The sequence below is a fragment of the Streptomyces sp. NPDC002870 genome (genome assembly GCF_042888505.1).
In the GTDB taxonomy this organism is placed as follows: Bacteria; Actinomycetota; Actinomycetes; order Streptomycetales; family Streptomycetaceae; genus Streptomyces.
Window position 1 is genome coordinate 38,926 of sequence record NZ_JBIAPW010000008.1, and the last position, 24,772, is coordinate 63,697.

18 protein-coding genes are annotated in these 24,772 nt (G+C 69.2%); 11 read left to right on the plus strand and 7 right to left on the minus strand.

The genetic code is table 11. From position 1 onward, the window contains the following. Positions 1-6: 6 nt before the first annotated feature. The 3 genes from ACFYWY_RS12465 to ACFYWY_RS12475 form a co-directional block, all read right to left on the minus strand. Positions 7-2,541 carry a Pls/PosA family non-ribosomal peptide synthetase gene (locus ACFYWY_RS12465; protein WP_389183898.1) on the minus strand — a complete coding sequence of 845 codons (2,535 nt, stop codon included), beginning with the start codon at positions 2,539-2,541 and terminating at the stop codon, positions 7-9. Between the two features lie 393 nt (positions 2,542-2,934). After that, complete coding sequence (locus ACFYWY_RS12470) at positions 2,935-4,443, minus strand: glutamate synthase subunit beta (protein ID WP_389183901.1); 1,509 nt, start codon at positions 4,441-4,443, stop codon at positions 2,935-2,937. Positions 4,444-4,563: 120 nt separating this feature from the next. After that, on the minus strand, positions 4,564-6,195 hold the full coding sequence (locus tag ACFYWY_RS12475; protein WP_389183904.1) for an FAD-dependent monooxygenase: 1,632 nt from the start codon (positions 6,193-6,195) through the stop codon (positions 4,564-4,566). A gap of 172 nt (positions 6,196-6,367) precedes the next feature. On the opposite strand from ACFYWY_RS12475, the gene ACFYWY_RS12480 reads away from it, so the two are divergent. Then, positions 6,368-6,658, plus strand: coding sequence for a hypothetical protein (locus ACFYWY_RS12480; protein ID WP_389183907.1), 291 nt, complete (start codon positions 6,368-6,370; stop codon positions 6,656-6,658). A 165-nt stretch (positions 6,659-6,823) separates the two neighbouring features. On the opposite strand, the gene ACFYWY_RS12485 is transcribed toward ACFYWY_RS12480, so the two are convergent. From ACFYWY_RS12485 to ACFYWY_RS12500, 4 genes are all read right to left on the minus strand, one after another. Beyond that, positions 6,824-7,633, minus strand: a complete 810-nt coding sequence (locus tag ACFYWY_RS12485) for a S1 family peptidase (RefSeq protein ID WP_389183909.1) — start codon at positions 7,631-7,633, stop codon at positions 6,824-6,826. A 521-nt stretch (positions 7,634-8,154) separates the two neighbouring features. After that, the gene (locus ACFYWY_RS12490) at positions 8,155-9,189 is read right to left on the minus strand and encodes an ABC transporter ATP-binding protein (protein WP_389183912.1); all 1,035 of its coding nucleotides are present in this window, start codon (positions 9,187-9,189) and stop codon (positions 8,155-8,157) included. Then, positions 9,186-10,775: an ABC transporter permease gene (locus ACFYWY_RS12495; RefSeq protein ID WP_389183915.1), complete on the minus strand. Its 1,590-nt coding sequence runs from the start codon at positions 10,773-10,775 to the stop codon at positions 9,186-9,188. The genes ACFYWY_RS12490 and ACFYWY_RS12495 overlap by 4 nt, the downstream gene beginning before the upstream one ends. A gap of 6 nt (positions 10,776-10,781) precedes the next feature. Further along, a complete protein-coding gene (locus ACFYWY_RS12500; RefSeq protein WP_389183918.1) occupies positions 10,782-11,801 on the minus strand; it encodes an iron ABC transporter substrate-binding protein in 1,020 nt (339 codons plus the stop codon). A gap of 271 nt (positions 11,802-12,072) precedes the next feature. Here ACFYWY_RS12500 and ACFYWY_RS12505 point away from each other — a divergent pair, with 271 nt between their 5' ends. From ACFYWY_RS12505 to ACFYWY_RS12550, 10 genes are all read left to right on the plus strand, one after another. Next, positions 12,073-14,625, plus strand: a complete 2,553-nt coding sequence (locus ACFYWY_RS12505) for an AMP-binding protein (protein ID WP_389183921.1) — start codon at positions 12,073-12,075, stop codon at positions 14,623-14,625. A 128-nt stretch (positions 14,626-14,753) separates the two neighbouring features. Continuing rightward, on the plus strand, positions 14,754-15,692 hold the full coding sequence (locus ACFYWY_RS12510) for a LysR substrate-binding domain-containing protein (RefSeq protein ID WP_389183924.1): 939 nt from the start codon (positions 14,754-14,756) through the stop codon (positions 15,690-15,692). A gap of 110 nt (positions 15,693-15,802) precedes the next feature. Next, positions 15,803-16,276: a formate dehydrogenase subunit gamma gene (locus ACFYWY_RS12515; RefSeq protein WP_389183927.1), complete on the plus strand. Its 474-nt coding sequence runs from the start codon at positions 15,803-15,805 to the stop codon at positions 16,274-16,276. Beyond that, a complete protein-coding gene (locus ACFYWY_RS12520; RefSeq protein ID WP_389183930.1) occupies positions 16,273-17,829 on the plus strand; it encodes a formate dehydrogenase beta subunit in 1,557 nt (518 codons plus the stop codon). The genes ACFYWY_RS12515 and ACFYWY_RS12520 overlap by 4 nt, the downstream gene beginning before the upstream one ends. Beyond that, positions 17,826-20,642, plus strand: coding sequence for a formate dehydrogenase subunit alpha (gene fdhF, locus ACFYWY_RS12525; RefSeq protein ID WP_389183933.1), 2,817 nt, complete (start codon positions 17,826-17,828; stop codon positions 20,640-20,642). Before ACFYWY_RS12520 ends, fdhF begins: the two co-directional genes overlap by 4 nt. 4 nt (positions 20,643-20,646) lie before the next feature. Beyond that, on the plus strand, positions 20,647-20,877 hold the full coding sequence (locus ACFYWY_RS12530; RefSeq protein WP_389183935.1) for a formate dehydrogenase subunit delta: 231 nt from the start codon (positions 20,647-20,649) through the stop codon (positions 20,875-20,877). 252 nt (positions 20,878-21,129) lie between these two features. Then, positions 21,130-23,400, plus strand: a complete 2,271-nt coding sequence (locus ACFYWY_RS12535) for a nitrate- and nitrite sensing domain-containing protein (protein ID WP_389183938.1) — start codon at positions 21,130-21,132, stop codon at positions 23,398-23,400. Continuing rightward, positions 23,397-23,801 carry a roadblock/LC7 domain-containing protein gene (locus ACFYWY_RS12540; protein ID WP_389183941.1) on the plus strand — a complete coding sequence of 135 codons (405 nt, stop codon included), beginning with the start codon at positions 23,397-23,399 and terminating at the stop codon, positions 23,799-23,801. Before ACFYWY_RS12535 ends, ACFYWY_RS12540 begins: the two co-directional genes overlap by 4 nt. Further along, on the plus strand, positions 23,801-24,166 hold the full coding sequence (locus ACFYWY_RS12545) for a DUF742 domain-containing protein (RefSeq protein ID WP_389183943.1): 366 nt from the start codon (positions 23,801-23,803) through the stop codon (positions 24,164-24,166). The genes ACFYWY_RS12540 and ACFYWY_RS12545 overlap by 1 nt, the downstream gene beginning before the upstream one ends. After that, positions 24,153-24,743, plus strand: a complete 591-nt coding sequence (locus ACFYWY_RS12550; protein ID WP_389183946.1) for an ATP/GTP-binding protein — start codon at positions 24,153-24,155, stop codon at positions 24,741-24,743. The genes ACFYWY_RS12545 and ACFYWY_RS12550 overlap by 14 nt, the downstream gene beginning before the upstream one ends. The last annotated feature ends 29 nt before the right edge of the window (positions 24,744-24,772 follow it).

Genomic DNA, 24,772 nt, shown 5'->3' on the forward strand with positions numbered 1-24,772 from the left:
CTCCCCTCACCGTCGCCGCGCTGCGGGCTGATAGTGGGCATCTCGCATCTCCGCGGCGGGATTTCCTCCCCACCGAGCGTGCTGCGGGACTTCCTCGCCCTTCATGAGAAAGGAGTCGGCGGCGAGCACCGAGCCGTCGCCCATCGTCACGCCGTAGTGGACGTGGGCGCCGACCTCGAGAGTGCAGCCTGTGCCGAGCGTGCTGTGGTCGGACTTGAAGGTGCCGTCCTCCTGCGAGTGGCACTGGATCTTGCTCCCCGCGTTCAGGGTGCAGTCGTCCCCGATGGTGGTGAGCGTCCGCTCCGTCAGATAGCAGCCGTCGTCGAAGACCCGTTTGCCGATCCGAACACCCAGCAGCCGCCAGATCACGTTCTTGAAGGGGGTGCCGTTGAAGACGTTGAGGTACTCGTCGGGCACCTTCCAAAGGCGCTCGTGCCACCAGAAGTACGGGTCGTAGATGGAGCACAACTGAGGGCGCAGCGGGCGGAATGCCGCGATCCCACGCTCCACCAGTGCGAGGAAGAGAGCGGTGAACCCGAGCGTCAGCGCCAGGGACCCGGCGATCACCAGTTGCCCGAGAACGCCGTACAGATCGACGGCCGCCAGGCCGACCACCGTGAGCACGAAGACGTACAGCCACCGCACGAACAGAAAGAAGATCATCGAGCGGATGTTGTAGCGGTTCTTCGCGGCGAGGTGGCGGTGCACCTCGTCCGCGGCCCGGAGATGGTCGAACCGGGAGTCGCGCTCCACCGACCTGGGAATCTCGAAGCACGGTGAGCCGAGCAGCCCCACGCCCTCGCGGACCTCTCCGTCGAGAGGAACCATCACCTTCGTCGCCAGGAGGCAGTTCTCACCTGTCCTGGCCCCCGAGGGGTACGCGATGTTGTTCCCGAGGAAGTTGTGTGCCCCGATCGACGCCCGGGACACACGGAAGGACGTGCTCGAGAAGTCGGCATTCACGATCGAGAGCCCGTCGGCGACCATGGTTCCGCTGCCGACAGAGCTCAGATACGGGGTCTCGTGCTGCACTTCCGTACCGAAGTTCGACCCGGTCTGTTCGACTCGGGACAGGTCGTAACCAAGGCCGCGCAAGTAGTAGACGATGTAGGAGCTGTCACCGAACAGCCATTTGAAGAACTTGATGTTGGTCATACGCGCGATCGCGCGGTGCACCGAGTAGTGGAAGCCGTACAGCGGATAGACCTTGTCCGGCTTGACCACCAGGTTCAGCAGGCGCGGGACGGTGAACAATACGGCGAGGCCCACGACGAGAAAGCCGACGAACAGCACGGTGGAGACGGCCAGCGCGTCGACGTAGAGCTGCGACGACGTGAACTCCTCCGTGCCCGGGGCCAGCAGTCTGCCCACCGACGGAATCGCGGTCAGCAGCATGTACGTACCGCCGATGGTCAGCGGTACGTACAGGAGGAACAGCTGGAGCAGGGTGACGAGGCCGTAGCCCGCCCGGCGCAGCGCACCGCAGTCGGCCGGAGCGACCCTCACATAGTCGAGTTCGGTGCGCTGTGCGGGGGACCCGTGCCACCGCTCGCCGGCCGGCACCGCCTGGTCGCTGTGCAGCGCGGACGTGTGGCCGAGCTGCGCTCCGTCGCCCATCGACGTGTCGATGTCGAGCACGGTCTTCTCGCCGATGAAAACGTCCCGGCCGAGAGTGACCCGGCCGGTCTGGATACGCCCGGTGTGCGCCCGATAGCAGAGGAAGAACGATTCCTTGCGGATCACCGTGCCGGCGCCGACCGTGAGCAGGTCGGTGCAGACCGGAATGGTGCGGGAGAGGATCGTGACACCCTTGCCGATCCGCGCGCCGAGGGCCCGCAGGTACAGCACGTACAGCGGATTTCCGACGAAGACGATCATCGGGTTGGCGTGGACCAGCACCTTGACGGTCCAGAAGCGCAGATAGGTCAGCCCCCAGACCGGGAACTCGCGGGGTTGCCAGCGGCCGATGAGGATCCATTTGGCCACGATCGGGAACGTGCACAGGCCGACGAAGCCGGCGCCGCCGAAGACGGCCGACCGCAGGTAGATCTCGGTCAGACCTGAGCCGGCGGAGACCCACTCGTAGCCTCGGGCGGTGACAAGTCCGGCGACGAAGCAATATCCGAGGAAAATCAGGAACTGCAGCGTTCCGCAGAGGACGTACTGCAGCGTGCCGGCCGGTTTCAACGGCTCGGTCGGCGCCGGGACCGACGACTCGACCGGGGTGGGCTCGATGTCCGCGAGCGCCGTCGCCAGGCTTCGGATCGTCGGGTGCCGGTAGATGTCCTTCATCGACGCTGATGGCAGGTCCGTCCGCTTCCTGACTCGCGCACAGAAATGAGCCATCACCAACGAGTTAGCGCCGAGGTCGTCGAAGAAGTGGCTGTCGACCGACACCCTCTCGACGCACACAACGTCAGCCAGCACCTCGGCGAACTGCCTCTCGGTCTCGGTCTCGACCGTCGGGCCGGTGTACCTGCGTTTGACGATTGCAGATTCATCCGGCCCGGGCGTCAAAACCTCGACAGATTTATCTTCCATGCGAGCCCCTTGAAGAAATTTCTACTCGAGGAAATTTCGATCACGATGGGCCACTGCGGCCGGCACCCGGTGCCTCGCGCTCCCTTCGATGGCGGGAGCGAGCAATCCGGAGGCCACGAGCTCGTGAGCTCTTATCCGGTCACAAAACCGTCACCTGTAGTCTCCGCCGTCCATCGTCGGGATGCCACTCGAACTCGATCGGGCACCCAATACCCGAGAGCTGGTGAGCGATAATGGATTTTCAGGTTACCGGCGTCAACTGCGCCGATTACGGGCCAAGCATCTCTGTGTACAGAGAGTTGAGGGTCGGTCAGGCTTGGACGTTCCGTTGTCGACATTCCGCACAGGAATGAAACGGTCGACTTTCCGCACAGAAATGAAACGGTCGGCGGGTCACACCGCCCGAGGCCGGTCCGTTGGGCCGATCGGGGCCGGGAGCACGGTGGAGCCGGTCAGATAGACGTCGGTGGCCGCCGCTGCGGCCCGTCCCTCCGCGATGGCCCACACCACCAGTGACTGGCCGCGTCCCGAGTCGCCCGCGACGAACACGCCCTCCGCCTTGGCGCGCTCAGTCTGCTTCGCCTCCGCCGACGCGGCCGCGAAGGCGGCGTTCCGCGCGAAGTTTCCCCGCCCGTCCAGCGTGAGCCCGAGCTGCTCCATCAGGCCGTTGCCCCGCTCGGGACCGGTGAAGCCGAGGGCGAGCAACACCAGCTCGGCCGGGATCATCCGCTCGGTGCCCGGTCGCGGCGTTCTGGCCCCGGGCGCCACTTCCGTCAGGTGCACCGCGCGCACGTGGCCCGCCCGATTCCCCTCGAAGCGGAAGGTGGCGGAGGAGAAGAGCCTCGGATCCGTGCCCTCCCGCCCCCGGGCCTCTTCATGGGCATGGGAGATCCGGTAGACCTTCGGATGGGTGGTGGGCCAGGGCTCGGCCTCCGGCCGGGCGTCGCCCGGCTCGGGGTTGATGTCCAGCTGCACCACGGAGGCCGCGCCCTGGCGCAGCACGGTGCCCAGACAGTCCGATCCGGTGTCCCCGCCGCCGACGATCACCACATGCTTGCCCTCGGCGGTGACGGGGGGTGATGCATAGTCGCCCTCCGTGACCCGGTTGGCGAGGGTCAGGTAGTCCATTGCCTGATGGATGCCGCAGAGCTCGCGTCCGGGCACAGGGAGCTCCCGCCGCTCCGTGGCTCCGACAGCGACGACCACCGCGTCGTAACGCCTCCTGAGCTCGGTGGCGTCCAGATCGCTGCCGACCTTCACACCGGTGCGAAACTTTGTGCCCTCCGCCCTCATCTGCTCGATACGGCGGTTCAGGTGTCGCTTCTCCATCTTGAACTCGGGGATGCCGTAGCGCAGCAGCCCGCCGATACGGTCGGCGCGCTCGTAGACGGCGACGGTGTGGCCGATGCGGGTGAGCTGTTGCGCCACCGCCAGCCCAGCGGGCCCCGAGCCGATGACGGCGACGGTCTTCCCGCTGAGCCGCTGCGGCGGCTGCGGCGGCGCGTACCCCTGCTCCCAGGCCTGGTCGGCGATGGCCTGCTCGACGTTCTTGATCGTCACCGGATCGGCGTTGATGGCGAGCACGCAGGCGTCCTCGCACGGCGCCGGGCACAGTCGCCCGGTAAACTCGGGGAAGTTGTTGGTCGCGTGCAGCCGCTCGGCCGCGGCTCGCCAGTCCCCCCGCCTCGCGTACGCGTTCCACTCCGGGATGAGGTTTCCCAGCGGGCAGGCGTCGTGGCAGAACGGTATGCCGCAGTCCATGCACCGCCCCGCCTGCTCGGAGACGAGCGGAAGCAGCGCCTGTCCTGTGTGGACCTCGTTCCAGTCGCTCAGCCGTTCCTCGACGGGGCGAGCCGGGCTGGGTCGACGGGGGGTCTTGAGGAAGCCATGGGGGTCGGTCATACGCCGCCTCCATCACCCATCCGCGGTGCATTACGGCGTTCTGGTCAGCGTACGCCCTCTTTGTCATGGTTTCTACGAATTCCGTCTGGTGGAAACGTAGCGCAGGGGTCGGACAACGGCTCAGGTGCGGAAGACCCCCGCGAGGTGGGCCGACAGCTCGGGCGCGGTCGCGGGGGTGAGGCGAGCGCCAAGGTAGCCGTCGGGGCGTACCAGGAGGGCCGTGGGGCCCTCGGCGTGGTAGGCGCGCCGGAACTCTCCTCTGCTGTCGCGGAAGACCGGCAGTTGCGCCCCGTCGGCACCTGCGCCGGCGCCGGCGGCGAGGACGATACAGGCATCGACCTGACCATGAGTCATGTCCCTGGCTGTGGCGGCCAGTTCGTTGAACCCGGACATCGGTCCATCCGTGTCCGCGTAGAGCAGCAGCAGGTGGCCGCGGTCGCGGAGCACGTCGTACAGGCGCATGGGGTAGGAGGCGATCGCGCCGGTGAGGCCGCCGCAGTCGGGCGCCCGGTCGCCGGCGTCGGGGCCCTCCTGCCCCAGCGTGCCCGGTCCCACGATGGGGCTGTCGCGGTAGGCGACGAGCAACTGGGCTTCGCGCAGCATGATTGTCTCGGGGGCGGCCGGGTCGGCCTCGATGCCCGCGGCGGCGTGCCGGACGGTGCGTCCCACGACTTCCAGGCCGACGGGGCGGCGTTCGGCGTCGTAGCTGCCGAGTAGTCGGGGGTGCGCGATGTCCGCAACGGCGAGGGCCAGCTTCCAGGCCAGGTTGTAGGCGTCCTGGATGCCGGTGTTCATGCCCTGGGCACCCGTCGGCGGGTGGATGTGCGCGGCGTCGCCGGCGACGAAGGCCTGGCCGTTCGCATAGTGATTCACAATGCGGTGACTGATGCGGAAGACGGAGGACCAGCGCATGGCTGAGGCGGTGGTCGGCTCCGGGGAGAGCCGGTCGAGGACCGCCTGGATGTGTTCGAGTCCTGGTGCGCGGCCGCCTTCCAGCCCGTGGCTGACCTCGTCCCGGTCGCCCGGCTGTCCCTTGGTGGAGAGCTCGGGCGGCACCAGCATGGACACGCGGTAGCGGGAGCGTCCGGGCAGCGGGATGCAGACCAGCAGGTCGTCGGTGGCTCCGTCGACCTGATGCATGGCGCGTACGCCGTAGCCCTGCGGCAGGCTCCAGTCGACCTCCACGTCCGCGAGCATGTACTCGTCGGGGAACGCGCCGCCTTCGAAGGTGAGCCCGAGCGTCTTGCGGACGATGCTGTGCGCTCCGTCGCAGCCGATGAGGTAGCGGGACAGGAGTTCCTGCTCCTCGCCGGAGGAGGTGGTGAGCCGGCTCCGGACCCCGTCGCCGTCCTGTGTGAACGACACCAGCTCGGTGCCGCGCTCGATCCGGGTGCCGAAGCGGGCGAGGTGTTCCTCGATGATGCGCTCGGTCTCGTACTGGGGCAGGGCAGCGAAGCCGTAGGGGACCTCGGGCGGGAGTCTGAGGTCGATGCGTGCCTGTTCGGCGCCGTTGACGTAGATGAACTGCCCGCGCATCGGCACAGCGGCCTCCAGGGCGGCGCGCACCATGCCCATCCGGTCCCAGACCTCCAGTGTTCTGGGCTGGATTCCCACGGCCTTCGCGTACGGCAGCCGGGCCGGGAGCTTGTCGATGATGCGGCAGTCGACGCCGCGACGCCGGAGTTCCGCGGCCGCGGTCAGCCCGACGGGGCCGGCGCCCACGACCAGTACATCGGTGCTTACCACTGGCATCTCCCGCCGAGAGGCCCCCTGTGCGAACCGACCCGAGCCCCCTGCCCCTGGCGTGTGCGCCAGGTTGTGCCGTGTGCTGTGACTCGTTCTCCATGGTCACCCGGCGGGGCGCCTCCGGCGACTTCGGTGCCCCGCTGTGGGGTACTGGTTCTCCTGGAAGACGGGAGAAGTGATGCGTACCGAACTGTGGGTGGTGGCGGCAGTCGCCGCGGCCCTGATCGTGACCACCGTAGTGCTGGCCGGCATGCTCCTGCTCAGACTCGTGAGGGCACGCAGGCGCCTGAAGGACGCCGGAATTCCCGTCGAGAACAAGGCGAACTTCTGGGGCGCCCTGATCTACCTGGCGAGCCCGGTCGACCTGCTGCCCGACCCGGTCCTCCTGGACGACATCGGCTTCCTGCTGCTCGCGCTGCGTTCGCTCCAGTCAGCGGCGGACAGCGCGGGCGTCACCCGCAGGCGCTGACCGACGCCGTGAAGCGGGCGGCGGCCTACGACAGCAACTTCGGCTCGGGCTCTGGCCGGCGAGGTTCGCCCGACCAGAGCCCTAGCCGCGTCCCGGCGCCGTGCGGTCAGAGGCCCGGCGCCGGGACGCGATGGTGCTCAACTGCTCAACGCGTACTGACCGGCGTCAGCCGCCCAGCCCGTCGGCGGCCTTCTTGATGTCCGCCGCGAAGGCGCTCACCTCGGTGTAGACACCGGGCTTGCCCGGGCGCGCGCAGCCCTCGCCCCAGCTGACGATGCCGACCTGGATCCAGGCACCCGCGTCGTCCTTGCGGAACATGGGGCCGCCGGAGTCGCCCTGGCAGGTGTCGACGCCGCCGGTGTTCAGGATCCCGGCGCAGAGCTCTTCGCCGGGGGTCAGCTGGTCGCCGTACGCCGTCTTGCAGGTGGCGTCGTCGATGGCCGGGACCTTGGCCTTGAGCAGGTAGCGCTGCTGGTCGCCGCCTTCCTTGTCCGCGCCCCAGCCGGCGATGTCGAAATCACCGGTGTTGAACTTGTCGTCGCCGGCGATCGGCAGCGTCGGCAGATCGAGCGGCTTGTCGAGCTTGATCAGCGCCCAGTCCTTGCCCTTGCCGTTGTAGCCGGGCGCCTGGAGGACCTCGGTGGACTTCGCGCTTACCGCGTTGGAGTCCTCCAGGTCGACGACGCCCGCCGTCGCGGTGATGCCGGTGTTCGGGCCGCTGCCGTCGACGCAGTGGGCGGCGGTCAGAACGATGTCCTTGGCGTACAGCGCGCCGCCACAGCCCATGGACAGGCGGACCATGAACGGGAATTCACCCTGATCGGCCTTGGTCCCGCCGACGACCTTCGTGCCTATCTCACCGCGTGGGGTCGGTGTGGAGGCGGCGTTGGCTGCGCCGGGCTGGAGGCTGACGGCGGCGAGGGCGACGGCACCGATCGCGGTGGTCGTCCTCAGGTGCTTCAGGTAGTTCTTCAATGGACTTCCTCTCGTGGGGGGTTCGCTCAATGACGAGCTCATGCCACCCCAGGAACCGGAAGTCGCCGCCGAATGAAGTGCGTTGGAAAACGGCAGCACGCCGCAAGGCGTCCGAACCCAGTGGGGGATGAGTTCGCAAAGCGCCCTGCGATTATGCGGAACGAGCGACCGCAGTGACAAGGGTGCTCAATCCGCCAACTCCTGCCGGACTGAGGCCCGTTGGGTCCATACCGGCTCATCACAACCGCTAATGCCGCCGGCTGTTACATGAGTGATACGAAATCTCCGGAGAGCTGTGTGGTTGGTGCAATCCGCGCTGAAGTCAGCGGTGAGAGCGCGGTAATCCCGCCGGTTAACGAATGCGGGAACGAGAAATGCGTGCCACGACAGTCAAGGCGGGCCGTCGCTACTCCAGGCCGGAGACCTCGAAGACCGGTGGGACGCACTGCGGCGGGGCAGCGGGCAGCCCGGGGGACCGGCGCAGGCACTCCGGCCGACAGTACGCCGGGGCCCGCAGCTTCTCAGGAGTGCAGGGTCGCTTCGCCCGTGACGTGGATGCCGGTGCGCTGACCGGGGCGTACGGGCACGGGTCCGGCGACCCGGATCTCCACCGGACTCGTCAGCCCGTCGACGTCGACGGTGACCATGGCGTCGTGGCCGTAGAAGCTCACCTCGGTCACGGTGCCCTGGACTGCCGTTGAGGTTTCGGTGAGTTGCAGTTGCTCGGGCCGCAGAAGAACGGTCCCGGTGCGGCTGTCCCCGGCATGTGGGGCGAGGGGCAGCCGGCCCAGCGCGGTGGTGGCTGTGCCGTTCGTGGCGGTTCCCGGCAGCAGTACGGCGTCGCCGACGAACCGGGCCACCCAGGGGTCGGCGGGGTGCTGGTAGACCTCCTGGGGCGTGTCGCACTGCGCGACCTTCCCGTTTCGTACGACGGCGACGAGGTCGGCCGTGGAGAGGGCTTCCTGTTGGTCGTGGGTGACCAGAACGGCGGTGGCGCCGGTGGCGTGCAGGGCGGCGCGGACATCCGCCCGGACTCCTGCGCGCAGGGTGCTGTCGAGGGCGTTGAACGGCTCGTCGAGCAGGACCAGCGCGGGTTTTGGCGCCAGGGCCCGGGCCAGGGCGACGCGTTGCTGCTGACCGCCGGAGAGTTCGTGGGGCATCCGGTTGCCGTATCCGCCCAGGCCGACGAGTTCGAGCATCTCCTCCGACCGGCTGCGGCGCTTGCCGCGATCGGTGCCGGTCAGGCCGAAGGCGACGTTGCGGGCGACGCTCAAGTGCGGGAAGAGCGCGCCCTCCTGCGGCACGATGCCGACGCTGCGGCTCTCGGGTGGCACGTTCAGTCCGGGGGCGGTCAGGGTGCGTCCGGCGACCGTGACGGTGCCCGAGTCGGCGCGCAGGAAGCCGGCGATGATGCGGAGCAGGGTGGTCTTGCCGCAGCCGGACGGGCCGAGCACGGCAGCGAGCGCGCCGCCGGGGACGGTGAGGTCCAGCCCGTCGAGGACGGCCGCGTCCGGGCCGTAGGCCTTGGACACTCCGATGATCTGCAGAGCGGTCATGTGCGGTGCCTCCCGAGGAGGTAGGAGGGGACGGCGGCGAGCAGGATCAGGGTGGCGGCGTACGGCGCGGCGGCGGCGAACGATCCTGTTCCGGTCTCCGTCCACAGGCGGGTGGCGAGGGTGTCCATGCCGGTGGGGCGCAGCAGCAGGGTGGCGGGCAGTTCCTTCATGCAGACCACGAAGGTCAGGGCCGCCCCTGCGGCGACGCCGGGAGCGGCCAGCGGCACGGTGATCTCCCGCAGCACGCGCAGTGGGCTGCGGCCGAGTGAGCGTGCGACGTCCTCCAGGACAGGTGGGGCCTGGAGCACGGCGGCGCGGGTGGCGGCCACCGCCACCGGCAGGAAGAGCACGGCGTACGCACAGACCAGCAACGGGAGTTCCTGGTAGAGCGGTTCGGCATAGCGGACGGCGAAGAAGACCAGGGACAGCGCGACGGTGATGCCTGGCAGGGCGTGGCCCGCGTAGGCGGACTGTTCCAGCAGATGGGCGGTCCTGCCCCGGTGGCGGGCGGCGATCACCCCGATGGGCAGCGCGAGCAGCGTCGTGAGCGCGGCGCCCGCGGCGGCGATGCCGAGCGTCGTGGCTGCGATGTCGAGCAGTCCGGCGGGGTCCCAGGTCGCGGAGTTGCCGACGGCCAGCCAGTATCCGAGCGTGGCCAGCGGAGTGACCACGGCGACGGCCGTGACCGCCGCGCACCAGGCCAGCGCGGGCATCCGCCACCGGCCCAGCGGTGCGGGGGCGGCGCGGCGTGCCGTGCCGCTGCCGGTCCTGGCGTGCCCGGCACGTCCGCGCGTACGTGCCTCGAGGGCGACCAGTGCCACGGTCATCACCACCAGCACGACGCTCAGTGCGGCGGCCGGAGTGCGGTCGAAACTGGCCCGGTAGGACGTGTAGATGCCGCGGGTGAAGGTGTCGTAGCGCATCAGGGAGACCGCGCCGAAGTCGGACAGCACGTAGAGCGCGACCAGCACCGCGCCGCCCGCCGCCGCCGGGCGGATCTGGGGCAGCGTGACACGCAGGAAGGTCCGCAGCGGCCCGAGACCGAGCGAGCGGGACACCTCTTCCTGTGCAGGATCGGTGCCGCGCAGGGCCGCGGTGACCGGCAGATAGACGTACGGGAAGCTGACCAGCGTCAGCGCCAGCGCGGCTCCCGTGAAGCCCGCCAGTTCCGGGAAGGCGGAGAGCCAGGCGAAGGCCGCGACATAGCTGGGCACGGCCAGCGGCAGGGTGACCAGCACCGACCAGACGCGGGCACCGGGCAGCGAGGTCCGCACGGTCAGCCAGGCCAGCGAGACACCCAGCAGCAGACAGGCCGCCACAACGACGGCGGCGAGTGTGAGACTGCGGCCGAGCAGCTGGGCCGTGCGCTCAGTGGCGACGACGTCCCAGGCGAGGCCGGGGCCGCGTTCCAGCGCGCGCACCGCGAGATAGCCGAGCGGCAGCAGCGCGAACACCGCGGCGACGGCGGCCGGAACCAGCAGGACGGCCGACGGCCGGCGCCCGCCACTCAGCCGCCCGGCCGGCGCGGCAGTGCCGGCCGGGCGAGCGGCGGGATCCGTCCGCACGACGGGATCCTTGGTGTGCATGACGGCTCAGACCATCCCGGCGTCCTGCAGCATCTTCAGGGTCTCCTGAAGCGATTCGAGCTTGCCGAGGTCGATCTTGGGGGCGTCCAGGGAGTCCAGCCGCGGCAGGTCCTTGACCTTGCTGGTGACACCGGCGGCCAGCGGGTACTCCTTGGTCTCGTCGGCGAAGTACGTCTGCGCCTTCTTCGAGAGCAGGAAGTCGACGGCCTTCTGGGCCACGGGGGCCTGGTCGCTGCCCTTGAGGATGCCGACTCCGGCCGCGTTCACGAGCGCGCCCGGGTCGCCGCCCGGCAGGAAGTGGATCTTTGCTCCCACTTTGTCCTTGCCCTTCTCGGCGACCTGCTCGTACCAGTAGTAGTGGTTGACCAGGCCGAGGGAGACCTTGCCCTCACCGACGGCCTCCAGCACCTTGAGGTTGTTCTCGTACACCTTCGGGTCGTTGGCCTTCAGGCCCTTGAGCCAGGTACGGGTGGCTTCGTCGCCCTCCAGGACGCGCATGCCGGTGACGAAGGCCTGGAAGGAGGCGTTGGTCGGGACGTACCCGATCTTGCCCTTCCACTCCGGCTTGGTCAGCTCGTGGACGCTGTCCGGCACCTTGGAGACCTTGCCGGGGTTGTACGCGAGGACGCGCACGCGCCCGGATGTGCCGACCCAGTCGCCCGCGCCGCCGCGGAACGCCGCGTCGACCTGGTCCAGCGACGCTTGCGGGAGCTTTTGCAGACGGCCCTTCGTGGAGAGGGCCCCAAGGGCTCCGGCGTCCTGGGAGAAGAACAGCCCGGCCTTCGTCTTGTCGCCCTCCTCCAGGATCTGGGCGGCCAGCTCGGCGCTGTCGCCGTAGCGGACGGCGACCTTGGTGCCGACAGCCTTCTCCAGCTCGTCCAGCAGCGGTTTGACCAGCTTCTCGTTCCGGCCGGAGTAGATGACGAGCCCGGCGTCGTCTTCGTCGCTGCCGCAGCCTGCGAGTGCGGGCAGCAGCAGAGCCGCCGCGACGAGCGCGGTCAGACGTCGGACCAAGGGGCGTCGCATGAGAGAAGCCTTCCTGCGTGGCTCACTTCCGTCGCCGCGCGTCGCGTCGTCAGGGAGCGAGCGGCGTGACGGTGCCGCGGAGGAACCTTTGAACGCCCTATAAATAAGGTAAAGCTAACCTAAACGTCAAGAGTGATGTACACAACAGCCCCGTCTTGGCGACAGGGCGGCGGAGCCGACCCTACCGGCGGCCGTTCCGTGGATCTTCAGTGGATCGGCTGTGACTTCGCTGTGACTATCAAAGAAAGTAAGGCTTTCCTAAGATGCGTCCGTGATTGCCCCTTCCGGCCTGCTCCCAGGCACCAAGACCGTTCCGTTCGCCCGCAGTCTTGCGGCCCACGGCGACCGCACGGCGCTCATCACCGCCGACGGCCCGGTGTCCTACCGTGAGCTCGCCGCACGGGTGGCCGAGACCGCACGCCGCCTCGGCCCGGAACGGCGCCTGCTACTCCTCGTCGGCGCGAACACGGTCGACGCTCTCGTCGTCCACCTGGCGGCGCTGGCCGCGGGGCACCCCGTCCTGCTGGTGCCGGGCGACCACCCCGAAGCCGTGCAGTCGCTGACCGACGCGTACAACCCGGATGTCGTGGCACGCCCCGACGGCGATGCATGGGTGCTCGACGAGCGGCGTGCGGTCTCCGCGCACACCCTGCACCCGGACCTCGCGCTGCTGCTCAGCACCTCAGGCTCCACGGGATCACCCAAACTCGTCCGCCTGTCGCACGAGAACCTGCAGGCCAACGCCGAATCCATCGCGGAATACCTGGGCATCCGCGACAGTGATCGCGCGGCCACGACCCTGCCCATGCACTACTGCTACGGCCTGTCCGTCATCCACAGCCATCTGCTGCGCGGCGCCGGCCTGATCCTCACCGATCTCTCGGTCGCCGACGCCTGCTTCTGGGAGCTGTTCAAGGCCGGCCGGGGTTCGACGTTCGCCGGGGTCCCCTACACCTTCGACCTGCTCGACCGGGTCGGCTTCGCCACGATGGAGCTGCCGCATCTGCGTTACGTCACCCAGGCGGGCGGACGGCTGGCGCCCGACCGGGTAGCGCACTACGCGGCCCTGGGCCGCACCGCCGGCTGGGACCTGTTCGTCATGTACGGGCAGACCGAGGCGACGGCCCGCATGGCGTACCTGCCACCGGACCTCGCCCACACCCGTCCCGAGGCGGCCGGTATCGCGATCCCCGGCGGCTCCTTCCGGTTGCAGCCGCTGCCGGACTGGCCCGGCCAGGACACCGGCGAGCTGGTGTACGCGGGCCCCAACGTCATGCTCGGCTACGCAGAAAGTCCTGACGACCTCGGGCTCGGCCGGTCCGTCGACGAGCTGCACACCGGTGACATCGCCCGGCGCACCCCCGACGGGCTGTACGAACTGCTCGGGCGGCGAAGCCGGTTCGCGAAGATCCTCGGCCTGCGGATCGATCCGCAACAGGTCGAGGCGACGCTCGAGAAACACGGCATCACCTCCTGCTGCACCGGTGACGACGACGAGTTGGCGGTGGCCGTCGCGGGCGATCCGGACACTGTCGACGCGGCGCGCGTGCGGCGGATGGTGACCGGCGAATGCGGCCTGCCGGCCCGCGCCGTGCGGGTCCGTGTCCTGCCCGAACTGCCCCGGCTCGCCACGGGAAAGCCCGACTACCGGGCCATACGCGAACTGACCCGGCCCGAGGCCGCCGCAGACGCGGCGATATCCGTGCCGGGCCGGCGGACGACGCCCACCGGCCCCGTGGACCTGTGCCGGCTGTACGCGGAGATTCTCGACCGCGACCAGGTCACAGAGGACAGCAGCTTCGTCAGCCTGGGGGGCGACTCGCTGAGTTACGTCGAGATGTCACTGAGGCTGGAGGATGTGCTCGGCCGTCTGCCCGACAACTGGCACACGCTCCCGATCCGTGAACTCAGGCAGCCGTCGGGGCAGCCGGCCGAGGACCGGCCGAAGACCCGCCGCCGCACCCTGGAGACCGGGGTCGCCCTGCGCGCCGTCGCCATCGTGCTGATCGTCGGCTCGCACATCCACCTCTTCATGGTCAAGGGCGGCGCCCATGTGCTGCTCGGAGTCGCCGGGTACAATTTCGCCCGATTCCACCTCACTTCGGCCGACCGCCGCGAGCGCCTGCGGAACCTCGGGCGGAGCATCACACGGATCGCCGCGCCGAGCGTGGCCTGGCTGGCACTGATGCTGCTGGTCACCGACGACTACCGGCTCACCGACGTCCTGCTGCTCACCAGCCTCCTCGGACCGCACACCGGGTTCTGGTTCATCGAGGCCCTCGTCTACATCATGGCGGCCGTCGCCGCCGTGCTCGCCGTACCACTCGTGGACCGCACCGAGAGACGCTTCCCCTTCGCCGTTCCCACGGCCCTGATGACGCTCGGCCTGATCGGGCGCTACGACCTCCTCGGCCTCGACGCCCGCGGCCACATTCCGCTGGCCGTCACGGTCTTCTGGCTCTTCGCCATGGGATGGGCCGCCGCAAAGGCGGCAACTGTGCGGCAGCGGCTGCTGGTGACGGCCGCAGCCGTGGCGACGGTTCCTGGCTTCTTCGGGCAGCCCGCCCGCGAGGCGGTCATCATCGCCGGCCTCGCGCTCCTGGTGTGGGTGCGGAATCTGCCGAGTCTGGGATCGGTCAACCGCGTGGCGGGCGTACTGGCCGGCAGCTCGCTCTGCATCTACGTGACTCACTGGCAGGTCTTCCCGCGCCTGGACGACCAGTTCGCGGTGGTGTCGATGATCGTCTCACTCGGCGCCGGCATCGCATACGCCGCCGTGGTGACCCGGGTGATGCGGTGGCGGCCGTTCTCACGAAACCGGTGAGGGCGCCGCTTCCGTTCGGCGCATCGGTCGGACCGACCTGTGCGGCAGGAACATCGACAGCGCGCGGCACGTCCCTGAACCTGTACCCAGGCGAGCACCGGATCGACTCGCCTGGGTAGGAGCCGGCAGTGTTGCTGAGACAACTCGAATATCTGACCGCGCTGGCACGCGAACGCCACTTCGCGCGGGCCGCCGAGGCCTGCCATGTGTCCCAGCCGTCGCTCTCCGCGGGTATCCGGACGCTGGAGCGCGAGCTCAAGGTCATGATCGTGCGACGGGGCAGGCGCTTCGAGGGCTTCACGCCCGAGGGCGAGCGGGTGGTGATGTGGGCCCGCAGAATTCTGGCGGAGCGCGATGCCCTGCGCGACGACCTCGCGGCGATGGACGGCGGGCTGACCGGGGTGCTGCGGGTGGGCGCGATCCCGACGGCGCTGACCGCCGCCCAGCTGCTGACCACGCCGTTCTTCGACCAGCACCGCCAGGTCAGGATCTCGCTGGAATCGGTGTCGTCCAGGGAGATGGTGCACCGGCTGGCCGAGTTCGACCTCGATGTGGGGATGAGTTACGTGGACGGGGAGCCGCTCGGCGACGTACGCACGGTTCCGTTGTACCGCGAGCGCTATCTGCTGCTGACACCGCAGGACTGCGAACTGGCGGACCGGGAGCGGGTCGGCTGGGCCGAGGCGGCCGGCGTCCCGCTGTGCCTGCTCGCCCCGGTGATGCAGAACCGCCGGATCCTGGACCGCAACTTCGCCGACGCCGGAGTGAGCGTCAGCCCTTCCGTGGAGACGGACACCGTGTCGGCCCTCTACTCCCACCTCGGGACGCAGCGGTGGTCCACCGTCATCGCCCACGCGTGGCTCGGCCTGTTCGGCGTGCCCGAGGGGATGCGGCTGGTGCCCATGGAGCGACCCGCCCGCAACCACCACATCGGCCTGGTGCTGGCCGACCGAGATCCGGGACTGAGCCTGGTACGGGCGCTGGTGGACGTGGCCCACCGGGTCGACATGGGCGCCGCGTTGGACGACATCCTGCGCAAGCACCTGCACCCGCCTGTTCACCGTTGATAGACGGCGCCTAACAGGCCATAGCCAAGAACGTTTGGACGCTCCCGCAAATCCGCAGGACAGTGCCCCTGTAGATGCCGCTACATGCCGCGCGATCGAAGGGGCGGGTCATGGCGCCGTTGCCGGAGCAGTCGTTGGAGCACCGGGTGCGTTCGATCGTCGCGGAGCATCGCGGCGACCGCGGTGCACTGTTGCCCGTCCTCCACACCGTCAAGGAAGAACTGGGGTACGTCGATCCGGCGGTGATCCCGGTCCTGGCCACCGAACTGAACCTGTCGAGGGCCGACGTGTACGGCGTCGTCACCTTCTACGAGGACTTCCGCCAGACCGCGCCGGGCCGCAGGACCGTACGGATCTGCCGCGCCGAGGCGTGCCAGGCGGTGGGCGCGGTGACGGTGGCCGACCGCGCCCGCGAACGGCTCGGGATCTCCTTCGGCGAGACCACCCCCGACGGGGAGGTCACCCTGGAGCAGGTCTTCTGCTTCGGCAACTGCGCCACCGGCCCCGCGGTCGAGATCGACGGGCGGCTGTACGGCCGGGTCGGCCCGGAGCGGCTGGACGCCCTGCTGGAGGTGGACGCATGAGCACCCCTGTGACGGTCTATGTGCCCCGCGACTCCGCGGCCCGCTCGGTGGGCGCCGACGAGGTCGCCGACCGGATCAGCGAGGCCGCCACAGCCGCGGGACGTACGGTACGTCTGATCCGCAACGGCTCGCGCGGGATGCTGTGGCTGGAGCCGCTGGTGGAGGTGGCGACCCCGGCCGGCCGCGTCGCGTACGGTCCCGTGGCACCCGAGGACGTCGACGGCCTGGTCGCCGCCGGGATGCTGGACGGAGCCGGGCATCCGCTGTGCCTCGGCCGTACCGAGGACATCGGCTGGCTCCGCGACCAGACCCGGGTCACCTTCGCACGCGTGGGCGTGGTCGATCCGCTCTCCGCGGAGGACTTCATCGCGCACGGCGGCCTGGAAGGAGTGCGGCGCGCCCTGGAACTCACCCCGGAGGAGACCGTCACCGAGGTCACCGAGTCCGGGCTGCGAGGGCGCGGGGGAGCCGGCTTCCCCGCCGGCATCAAGTGGAAGACGGTCCAACAGGCGGACTCGGAACTGAAGTTCGTCTGCTGCAACGCCGATGAGGGTGACAGCGGTACGTTCGCCGACCGCATGCTGATGGAGGGCGACCCGTTCACCCTCATTGAGGGTATGACCATCGCCGCCCTCGCGGTCGGCGCCAGTGAGGGCTACATCTATGTGCGCTCGGAGTACCCGGACGCGGTGGCCACCCTGCGGGCGGCGATCGCTACGGCGTACGAGCGCGGCTGGCTCGGCAGCGACATCCTCGGCTCGGATCTCCGCTTCGACCTGTTCGTACGGGTCGGCGCGGGCGCGTACATCTGCGGCGAGGAGACCTCCATGCTCGAGAGCCTGGAGGGCAAGCGCGGCACGGTCCGCGCCAAGCCGCCGATCCCGGCGCTGGAAGGCCTGTTCGGCAAGCCGACCGTGGTCAACAACGTTCTCACTCTCGCCTCTGTACCGATGATCCTGGCCGACGGCGCGAAAGCCTTCGCGGACCTCGGCACCGGCCGCTCCCGGGGCACGCAGGTCTTCCAGCTCGGCGGCAACATCGCCCGGGGCGGCATCGTCGAGACCGCCTTCGGTGTGACGCTCGGCGAACTGGTCGAGGGGTACGGCGGCGGGACCCGGTCCGGGCGGCCGGTGCGCGCCGTCCAGGTCGGCGGGCCGCTCGGCGCCTATCTGCCCACCTCGTGGTTCGAACTGCCCATGGACTACGAGGCGTTCGCGGCAGCGGGCGCGATGGTCGGACACGGCGGTGTGGTGGTCTTCGACGAGACGGTCGACATGGCGGGACAGGCCCGGTTCGCCATGGAGTTCTGCGCCGCCGAGTCGTGCGGCAAGTGCACCCCCTGCCGGGTCGGCGCGGTCCGCGGCGTCGAGGTCATCGACAAGATCGTCGCCGGTGAGGACCGGTCGGCCAACCTCGTACTCCTGGGCGACCTGTGCGACTTGATGACCGAGGGCTCGCTGTGCGCGATGGGCGGGCTCACTCCGATGCCGGTGAAAAGCGCCCTGGAGCACTTCCCCGCAGACTTCGCAGCGACTGCGGAGGCAAGGCGATGAGCCTGATCAAGGAGCCGGACCACGGTACGCCGGCGCGGCCGGGCGAGGCGGCCGTGGCCGTGGAGATCGACGGCAAGGAGGTGCTGGTCCCGGAGGGCACCTCGGTGATGCGCGCCGCCGCAGAGGCCGGTATCGACATCCCCAAACTGTGCGCCACCGACAGCCTCGAACCCTTCGGTTCCTGCCGCCTCTGCCTGGTGGACATCGATGGCGGCAAAGGCACCCCGGCGTCGTGCACCACGCCTGTCGCGCCGGGCATGAAGGTACGCACCCAGACACCCAAGCTGGCCGGGCTGCGCCGCGGCGTCATGGAGCTGTACATCTCCGACCACCCGCTGGACTGTCTGACGTGTCCCGCCAACGGCGACTGCGAACTTCAGGACATGGCCGGGGTCGTCGGTCTGCGCGAGGTCCGCTACGGCTTCGACGGCGAGAACCACCTCGAAGAGCCCACCGACAGCTCCAACCCGTACTTCGACTTCGACGCGAGCAAGTGCATCTCCTGCTCCCGCTGCGTACGGGCCTGCGGCGAGGTGCAGGGCACCTTCGCCCTGACCATCGAGGGCCGGGGATTCGCCTCCAAGGTCGCGGCGGGCGCGGGCGGCAGCTTCATGGAGTCCGACTGCGTGTCCTGCGGCGCGTGTGTGCAAGCCTGCCCGACCTCCACGCTCCAGGAGCGTTCCGTGGTCGAGCTGGGCATGCCGAACCGCAGCGTGATCACCACCTGCGCGTACTGCGGTGTGGGCTGCTCCTTCAAGGCGGAGATGCGCGGCGACGAGGTCGTACGGATGGTCCCGTACAAGGACGGCGGGGCCAACGAGGGCCACTCGTGCGTCAAGGGCAGGTTCGCCTTCGGCTACGCCTCCCACCCCGACCGCAAGCTGGGGCCGATGGTGCGCGAGCGGATCAACGACCCCTGGCGGGAGGTGGAGTGGGAGGAGGCCATCGGCCATGTCGCCCGGCGCATGCTCGACATCCAGGCCCGGCACGGCGCGGCCGCGATCGGCGGCATCACGTCCTCGCGGTGCACCAACGAGGAGGTCTACGCCGTCCAGAAGATGGTCCGCGCGGCCTTCGGCAACAACAACGTGGACACCTGCGCCCGGGTCTGCCACTCGCCTACCGGCTACGGCCTCAAGCAGACCTACGGCACCTCGGCCGGCACCCAGGACTTCAAGTCCGTCGCCAAGGCGGACGTCATCCTGGTCATCGGCGCCAACCCGACCGACGGGCACCCGGTGTTCGCGTCGCGGATGAAGCGCAGGCTGCGGCAGGGCGCCCGGCTCATCGTCGCCGACCCGCGCCGGATCGACCTGGTGCGCTCCCCGCACATCGAGGCCGCGCACCACCTGCAGCTTGCGCCCGGCACCAATGTGGCGCTGGTCAACGCCCTCGCACACGTCGTGGTCACCGAGGGCCTGGTGGACCGCGAGTTCGTCGCGGAGCGCTGCGAGGACTTCGAGACATGGGAGCGGTTCATCGCGCGCCCTGAGCACAGCCCCGAGGCGGTCGCCGACATCACCGGTGTCCCGGCCGACGAACTGCGGTCCGCGGCTCGGCTGTACGCCACCGCCCCCAACGCGGCGATCTACTACGGACTCGGGGTCACCGAGCACAGCCAGGGCTCGACGATGGTGATGGGCATGGCCAACCTCGCCATGGCCACCGGCAACATCGGACGCGACGGTGTCGGAGTGAACCCGCTGCGCGGGCAGAACAATGTGCAGGGCTCGTGCGACATGGGCTCCTTCCCGCACGAACTGCCGGGATACCGGCATGTGTCGGACGACGCGGTGCGTACGGTCTTCGAGACGCTGTGGGGGAGGACCCTGCAGTCGGAGCCGGGCCTGCGCATTCCCAACATGTTCGACTCGGCGATCGACGGCTCCTTCCGCGCGCTGTTCGTGCACGGTGAGGACATCGCCCAGTCGGACCCGAACACCAAGCACGTAACGGCCGCGCTGTCGGCGCTGGAACTGGTGGTCGTGCAGGACCTGTTCCTGAACGAGACCTCGAAGTTCGCCCATGTCTTCCTGCCGGGCACGTCCTTCCTCGAGAAGGACGGCACGTTCACCAACGCCGAACGCCGGATCAACCGGGTGCGGCCGGTGATGGCGCCGAAGACCGGCAAGCACGAGTGGCAGATCGTCTGCGAGATCGCGCAGGCCATGGGGTACCCGATGAAGTACGACAACGCCGCGCAGATCATGGACGAGATCGCGATGACCACGCCGACCTTCGCCGGGGTCTCGTTCGAGAAGCTCGACCGGGTGGGCAGCGTGCAGTGGCCGTGCAACGACGCGGCTCCCGAGGGCACGCCGATCATGCACGTGGACGGATTCGTCCGGGGCAAGGGCCGGTTCGTGGACACCGTCTACGTGCCGACCGAGGAGCGCAGCACCCGGAAGTACCCGCTGATCCTCACCACGGGCCGCATCCTGTCCCAGTACAACGTCGGGGCTCAGACCCGGCGTACCGGGAATGTGGTCTGGCATCCGGAGGACGTACTGGAACTGCACCCGCACGACGCCGAGGTGCGCGGAATCCGGGACGGCGACACGGTGGCGCTGGCCAGCCGGGTCGGCGAGACCAGTCTGCGGGCGAGGATCGACGACCGGATGCCGGTCGGTGTCGTCTATACGACCTTCCACCATCCCATCACCGGGGCCAATGTGGTGACGACCGAGCACTCGGACTGGGCGACCAACTGCCCGGAGTACAAGGTGACTGCGGTTCAGGTGGCACTGAAACAGCCCGCCTCGGTGTCTTCCGCTCCCGTAGCCGGGGCTGCCGTCACTGCCGGCGCGGAGTGAGCCCATGACCCATACACCGACCTCCGCCCATGTACGACTGGCCAACGAGATCGCCGCGCAGTTCCGGCACCGCGATCCGGCCACGGCGGCCGAGGAGATCGCCGCGCACATCCGGACCTTCTGGGACCCGCGTATGCGCGCCGGGCTCATCGCCGACGCCGAGGCCGGCAACGGTGAGCTGGATCCCCTGATCGTGTCCGTCGCCGCCCTCCTGCCGCCACCCGCCGTCGGCTGACCGACACCGCGCGGGCGCCCGAGCATTGCCCCGGCGTATCGGTTGGACTTCGATACGGCCTCTGGTCTGCAACACCCCCTGACGCAAATACCACGCATTGATCACTGAGACAACCCTCTCCATTTCTCTGCGTGGCTGGATATGATCGGCATCCCTCACGGCCCGTCCCCGCTCTCCCCGCCCCGAGGACTGATGTCACCCATAGCGCCCAAAGGCCCACGAGGCCCATCGAGAAGTCGTCGGCGGCGTACCGTGCGTCTGCGTACCTTGCTCATCTGGCTGGCGGTGGTCCCCACTGTGGCGATGGGTGCACAAGTCGTCGTGACCGCGGACCGGTTGCTGGAGCAGTCGGAGCGCCTGCGCGCCGATGTGGCGACCGGTGAGCGGATCGGCGTACCGCTGTACAGACTCATGGTCGAGATGCAGGCAGAGCGGTCGATGACGGCCGCGCGGTGGGCGGGCTCTTCGGTGTCCGAGAAGGACCTGCGGAACCGGCGCACGGCAACGGACCGGGCCGCGGCCGAATTCCGCCGGTCGTCGGCCACCGCTGCGGCGGGATCCGAGCAGGCGGACCGTCGCCTCCTGGAGGTGGCGGAAGGCCTCGACGACCTGGACGCCTACCGCGAGCGCGTGGACGCCCGCAGCGGTATCGCCGACAGTTCGATCGCCTACTACACCAGCGTGATCACCCAGATGATCCGCTTCTACCAGGACGAGTTCAGCCACATCGAAGACGGCGAGCTTGCCCAGGAGAGCCGCGTGGTCGTCGCCATGTTCTCGGCGTCGGAGATCCTGGCGCAGGAGGACACGATCCTCGCGCAGGCCGGGCCGTCCAGGGAGCTGAGCACCTCCAGGTTCGCCGACTTCGTCAACGCCGTCGGAGCCCACAGCTACCTGTACGACATATGGATCGTGCCGTATCTGTCCGGCGAGGGGAGCGAGCTCTACGCGCAGATCAACGGCTCGGACGCGTGGCAGACCAAGAGCCGCATCGAGAACGCGGTCGTGTCCGAGCACACGGACGTCGGCCTGCGTGTGAAGCTGCCCAGAGAGGTCAGCGGCTGGGGGGCCGCGCAGGAGAAGTGGGCGGCGCAGTGGGGCACGCTGAACGCCGACCGGGCGCGGGGACTGCTCGCACATGCCGACGCCAAGGCGGCAGAGCTCGAGGCGGAGGTCGCCTGGCTGGTCGCGGGGAGCGGCGGGGCACTGCTGGTCGTCGCGGGCGTCGTCGTGTTCACCACGCGAACGGTGTTCCGCCGCCTGCGCGGTCTGCACGAGCGCACGGTGACCATCGCCGAGGAGACGCTGCCGGACGTCGTGGCCCGGCTGCAGCGTGGTCAGCCCGTCGACGCCGACGCGCTGCCCAGGGCCCGTGGGGATCAGGACGAGGTCGGTCGTATCAGCGACGCGTTCGCCCGGGTCGTCGCCGTATCCGTCGACGGACACAGGCGGCTCGCGGACGAACGGCAGGGCTTCGGTATGTTCGCCGCAGGCATCGCCTCACGAACCGGAAACCTGGTCAGCCGCCAGTTGACCCTCACCGAAGACCTCCAGGACACCTTCGGCCACGACGAGGCGCTCCTTGCCCAGTTGATGCGATCCGACCAGCTGACGGTGGGCATGCGGCGGCAGATCGAGAACCTGCTCATCCTGGCGGGCGGCGAGATCCCCGACCCGCACACCGAGCCCATGCGCGTCGCCGACCTGCTGCGCGAGGCGGCATCGGAAGTCGAGGACTTCCGGCGGATCGAGCGGCAGGCCCTTGACGAGATCAGCGTGGAACCGCGCGTGATCAGCCAGATCAGCCACCTCCTGGCAGAGCTGCTGGACAACGCCACCCGATTCTCCCCGCCGAGGTCGAAGGTCGTCATCCGGGCCGAGCTGGTGGCTGACGGGCTGTCGGTCGAGATCGAGGACCGCGGTCCGCGAGTGACCCCCGCGAGCTACGAGGAGATGAACGGGCGGCTGCACTCGGCGCCGCCGTACGCCGTCCTGGCACAGAACGCGCACCGGCTGGGTCTCTTCGTGGTCGGCCACCTCGCCGACCAGCTCCGGGCCAGGGTCACATTGCGCCGCTCGGTGTACGGCGGGACATCGGCCGTCGTCATCGTTCCCAAGGAGGTGCTCGTGTCCACCGAACGGGAGCCGGCGCGCGCGTCGGCACCGTCGGCCCCCGCACCGCCCGTCCCGGAGCCCCCCAGTCCCGCACCGCGCATCCTCGACCAGCGCAAGCCCGAACTGGTCCTGCATTCGCGGTCCGGCCTGCCGAGCCGCCGGACGCACGAGCAATCGCAAGCGAGCGCGCTCCCGGTGCGCCCCGTCGCGCGGGAGGGCGACTCCCGGCCGGCCCTGCCCGAGCGCGTCCCGCAGACCCATATCGCCGAGCAACTCCGCGAGCCACGCGCACCGGAACCAGCGGTCCGTCAGAACACGGCGACGCCTGAAGAGGTGGCCGACGCCTGGGCGGACTACGAACACGGGACCCAGACAGTGGAAGAAGAGCTCCGACAGGATCAGCCATGACGACGACATCGAACGACATGATCTACAGCATCCTGGACAACAATCTGAGCAGGATCGCGGGCATCCAGGGTGCCGTGCTCCTGTCCAACGACGGGATCAAGCTCAGCGCCTACCTGCTGGAGCGGCCCCAGGCGGAGCGCATAGCCGCGGCGTCCTCCGGAATCGCGGCCACGATGAAGGCGATATCCAGGGAGGTCGACGGCGGCCGGGTGATCCGCCAGCTGGTCGAGATGGACGACAGGTATCTCTGCATCGTCGGGTGCGGGGAGGGCAGCACACTCATCGTCGTGACCTCCCGCAAGGCACGGCTCGGGGAGCTGGGCGGCGAGGCGGTGCGGACCGCGCAGGCGCTCGGTGAGTGGCTGGGCACACCTGAGCGCACCCAGGCGCCCACGCCGTAATGACGGACGATCCGCAGCACGGACGCCGCCGCCGGACGCGGCTGTACGCCCTGACCGATGGCCGTACAGCCGCTCCGCACACTGTCCTGACCATGGACACCACGATCACGGCGGCGGTCGCCGCGGACGCCCACGGCGGCCTGCCCACCGAGTGGCAGGCCATCCTCTCCATGTGCCCGGCGCCTGACGGGCGGGCGGTCGCCGAGATCGCGGCCCGGATGCACATGCGCCTCACTCCCATGACGGTCCTTCTGGGCGAACTCGCGGATCGCGGGCTGATCCACCACCGGCCGCCCCTGGCGGAAGCCGAGACCACCAATGTCCACCTGCTCATGAGAATCAGGGACAGCCTTGCCCGAATATGAATCCCCTGCCCGGGAAACGGCCCCCGTCAAGATCCTGATCGCCGGGGGATTCGGGGTCGGCAAGACCACTCTGGTCGAGACCGTCTCCGAGATCGAGCCGCTGCGTACGGAGGAGCGGCTGACGGCCGCCGGCGTCGGCGTCGACGACCTCGACGGCATCGAGTCCAAGACGGTGACCACCGTCGCGATGGACTTCGGCCGTATCACCCTCACCGACGCCGGAGTCGTCCTCTACCTGTTCGGTACGCCTGGCCAGGAGCGCTTCTGGTTCATGTGGGACGACCTGCTGAACGGGGCCCTCGGAGCGATCGTGCTGGTCGACACGCGACGCCTGGACCGCAGCTTCCCGGCCGTCGACTTCTTCGAGAACCGAGGGCTTCCGTTCGTGGTCGGCGCGAACTGCTTCCACGGCGAGCAGCCGTACACCGCGGAGGAGATCGGGGCGGCGCTGCACCTGCGTGATCCGAACACGCCCATCCTCATGCTCGACGCCCGCTCCCGCCAGGACGCCCGTGACGCCCTGCTCTCGCTCCTCGACCTGCTCATCGCCAAGGCGGAGACCTCCGCGCCCGTCTGAACGAGGAGGCCGCCGCACATCATCGTGGA

What these genes read in the sequence shown, in the direction of transcription:
- ACFYWY_RS12465 (WP_389183898.1), bottom strand. Translation starts at nt 2,541, where the DNA reads ATGGAAGATAAATCTGTCGAGGTTTTGACGCCCGGGCCGGATGAATCT.
- ACFYWY_RS12470 (WP_389183901.1), bottom strand. Translation starts at nt 4,443, where the DNA reads ATGACCGACCCCCATGGCTTCCTCAAGACCCCCCGTCGACCCAGCCCG.
- ACFYWY_RS12475 (WP_389183904.1), bottom strand. Translation starts at nt 6,195, where the DNA reads ATGCCAGTGGTAAGCACCGATGTACTGGTCGTGGGCGCCGGCCCCGTC.
- ACFYWY_RS12480 (WP_389183907.1), top strand. Translation starts at nt 6,368, where the DNA reads ATGCGTACCGAACTGTGGGTGGTGGCGGCAGTCGCCGCGGCCCTGATC.
- ACFYWY_RS12490 (WP_389183912.1), bottom strand. Translation starts at nt 9,189, where the DNA reads ATGACCGCTCTGCAGATCATCGGAGTGTCCAAGGCCTACGGCCCGGAC.
- ACFYWY_RS12495 (WP_389183915.1), bottom strand. Translation starts at nt 10,775, where the DNA reads ATGCACACCAAGGATCCCGTCGTGCGGACGGATCCCGCCGCTCGCCCG.
- ACFYWY_RS12500 (WP_389183918.1), bottom strand. Translation starts at nt 11,801, where the DNA reads ATGCGACGCCCCTTGGTCCGACGTCTGACCGCGCTCGTCGCGGCGGCT.
- ACFYWY_RS12515 (WP_389183927.1), top strand. Translation starts at nt 15,803, where the DNA reads ATGGCGCCGTTGCCGGAGCAGTCGTTGGAGCACCGGGTGCGTTCGATC.
- ACFYWY_RS12520 (WP_389183930.1), top strand. Translation starts at nt 16,273, where the DNA reads ATGAGCACCCCTGTGACGGTCTATGTGCCCCGCGACTCCGCGGCCCGC.
- fdhF (WP_389183933.1), top strand. Translation starts at nt 17,826, where the DNA reads ATGAGCCTGATCAAGGAGCCGGACCACGGTACGCCGGCGCGGCCGGGC.
- ACFYWY_RS12530 (WP_389183935.1), top strand. Translation starts at nt 20,647, where the DNA reads ATGACCCATACACCGACCTCCGCCCATGTACGACTGGCCAACGAGATC.
- ACFYWY_RS12540 (WP_389183941.1), top strand. Translation starts at nt 23,397, where the DNA reads ATGACGACGACATCGAACGACATGATCTACAGCATCCTGGACAACAAT.
- ACFYWY_RS12545 (WP_389183943.1), top strand. Translation starts at nt 23,801, where the DNA reads ATGACGGACGATCCGCAGCACGGACGCCGCCGCCGGACGCGGCTGTAC.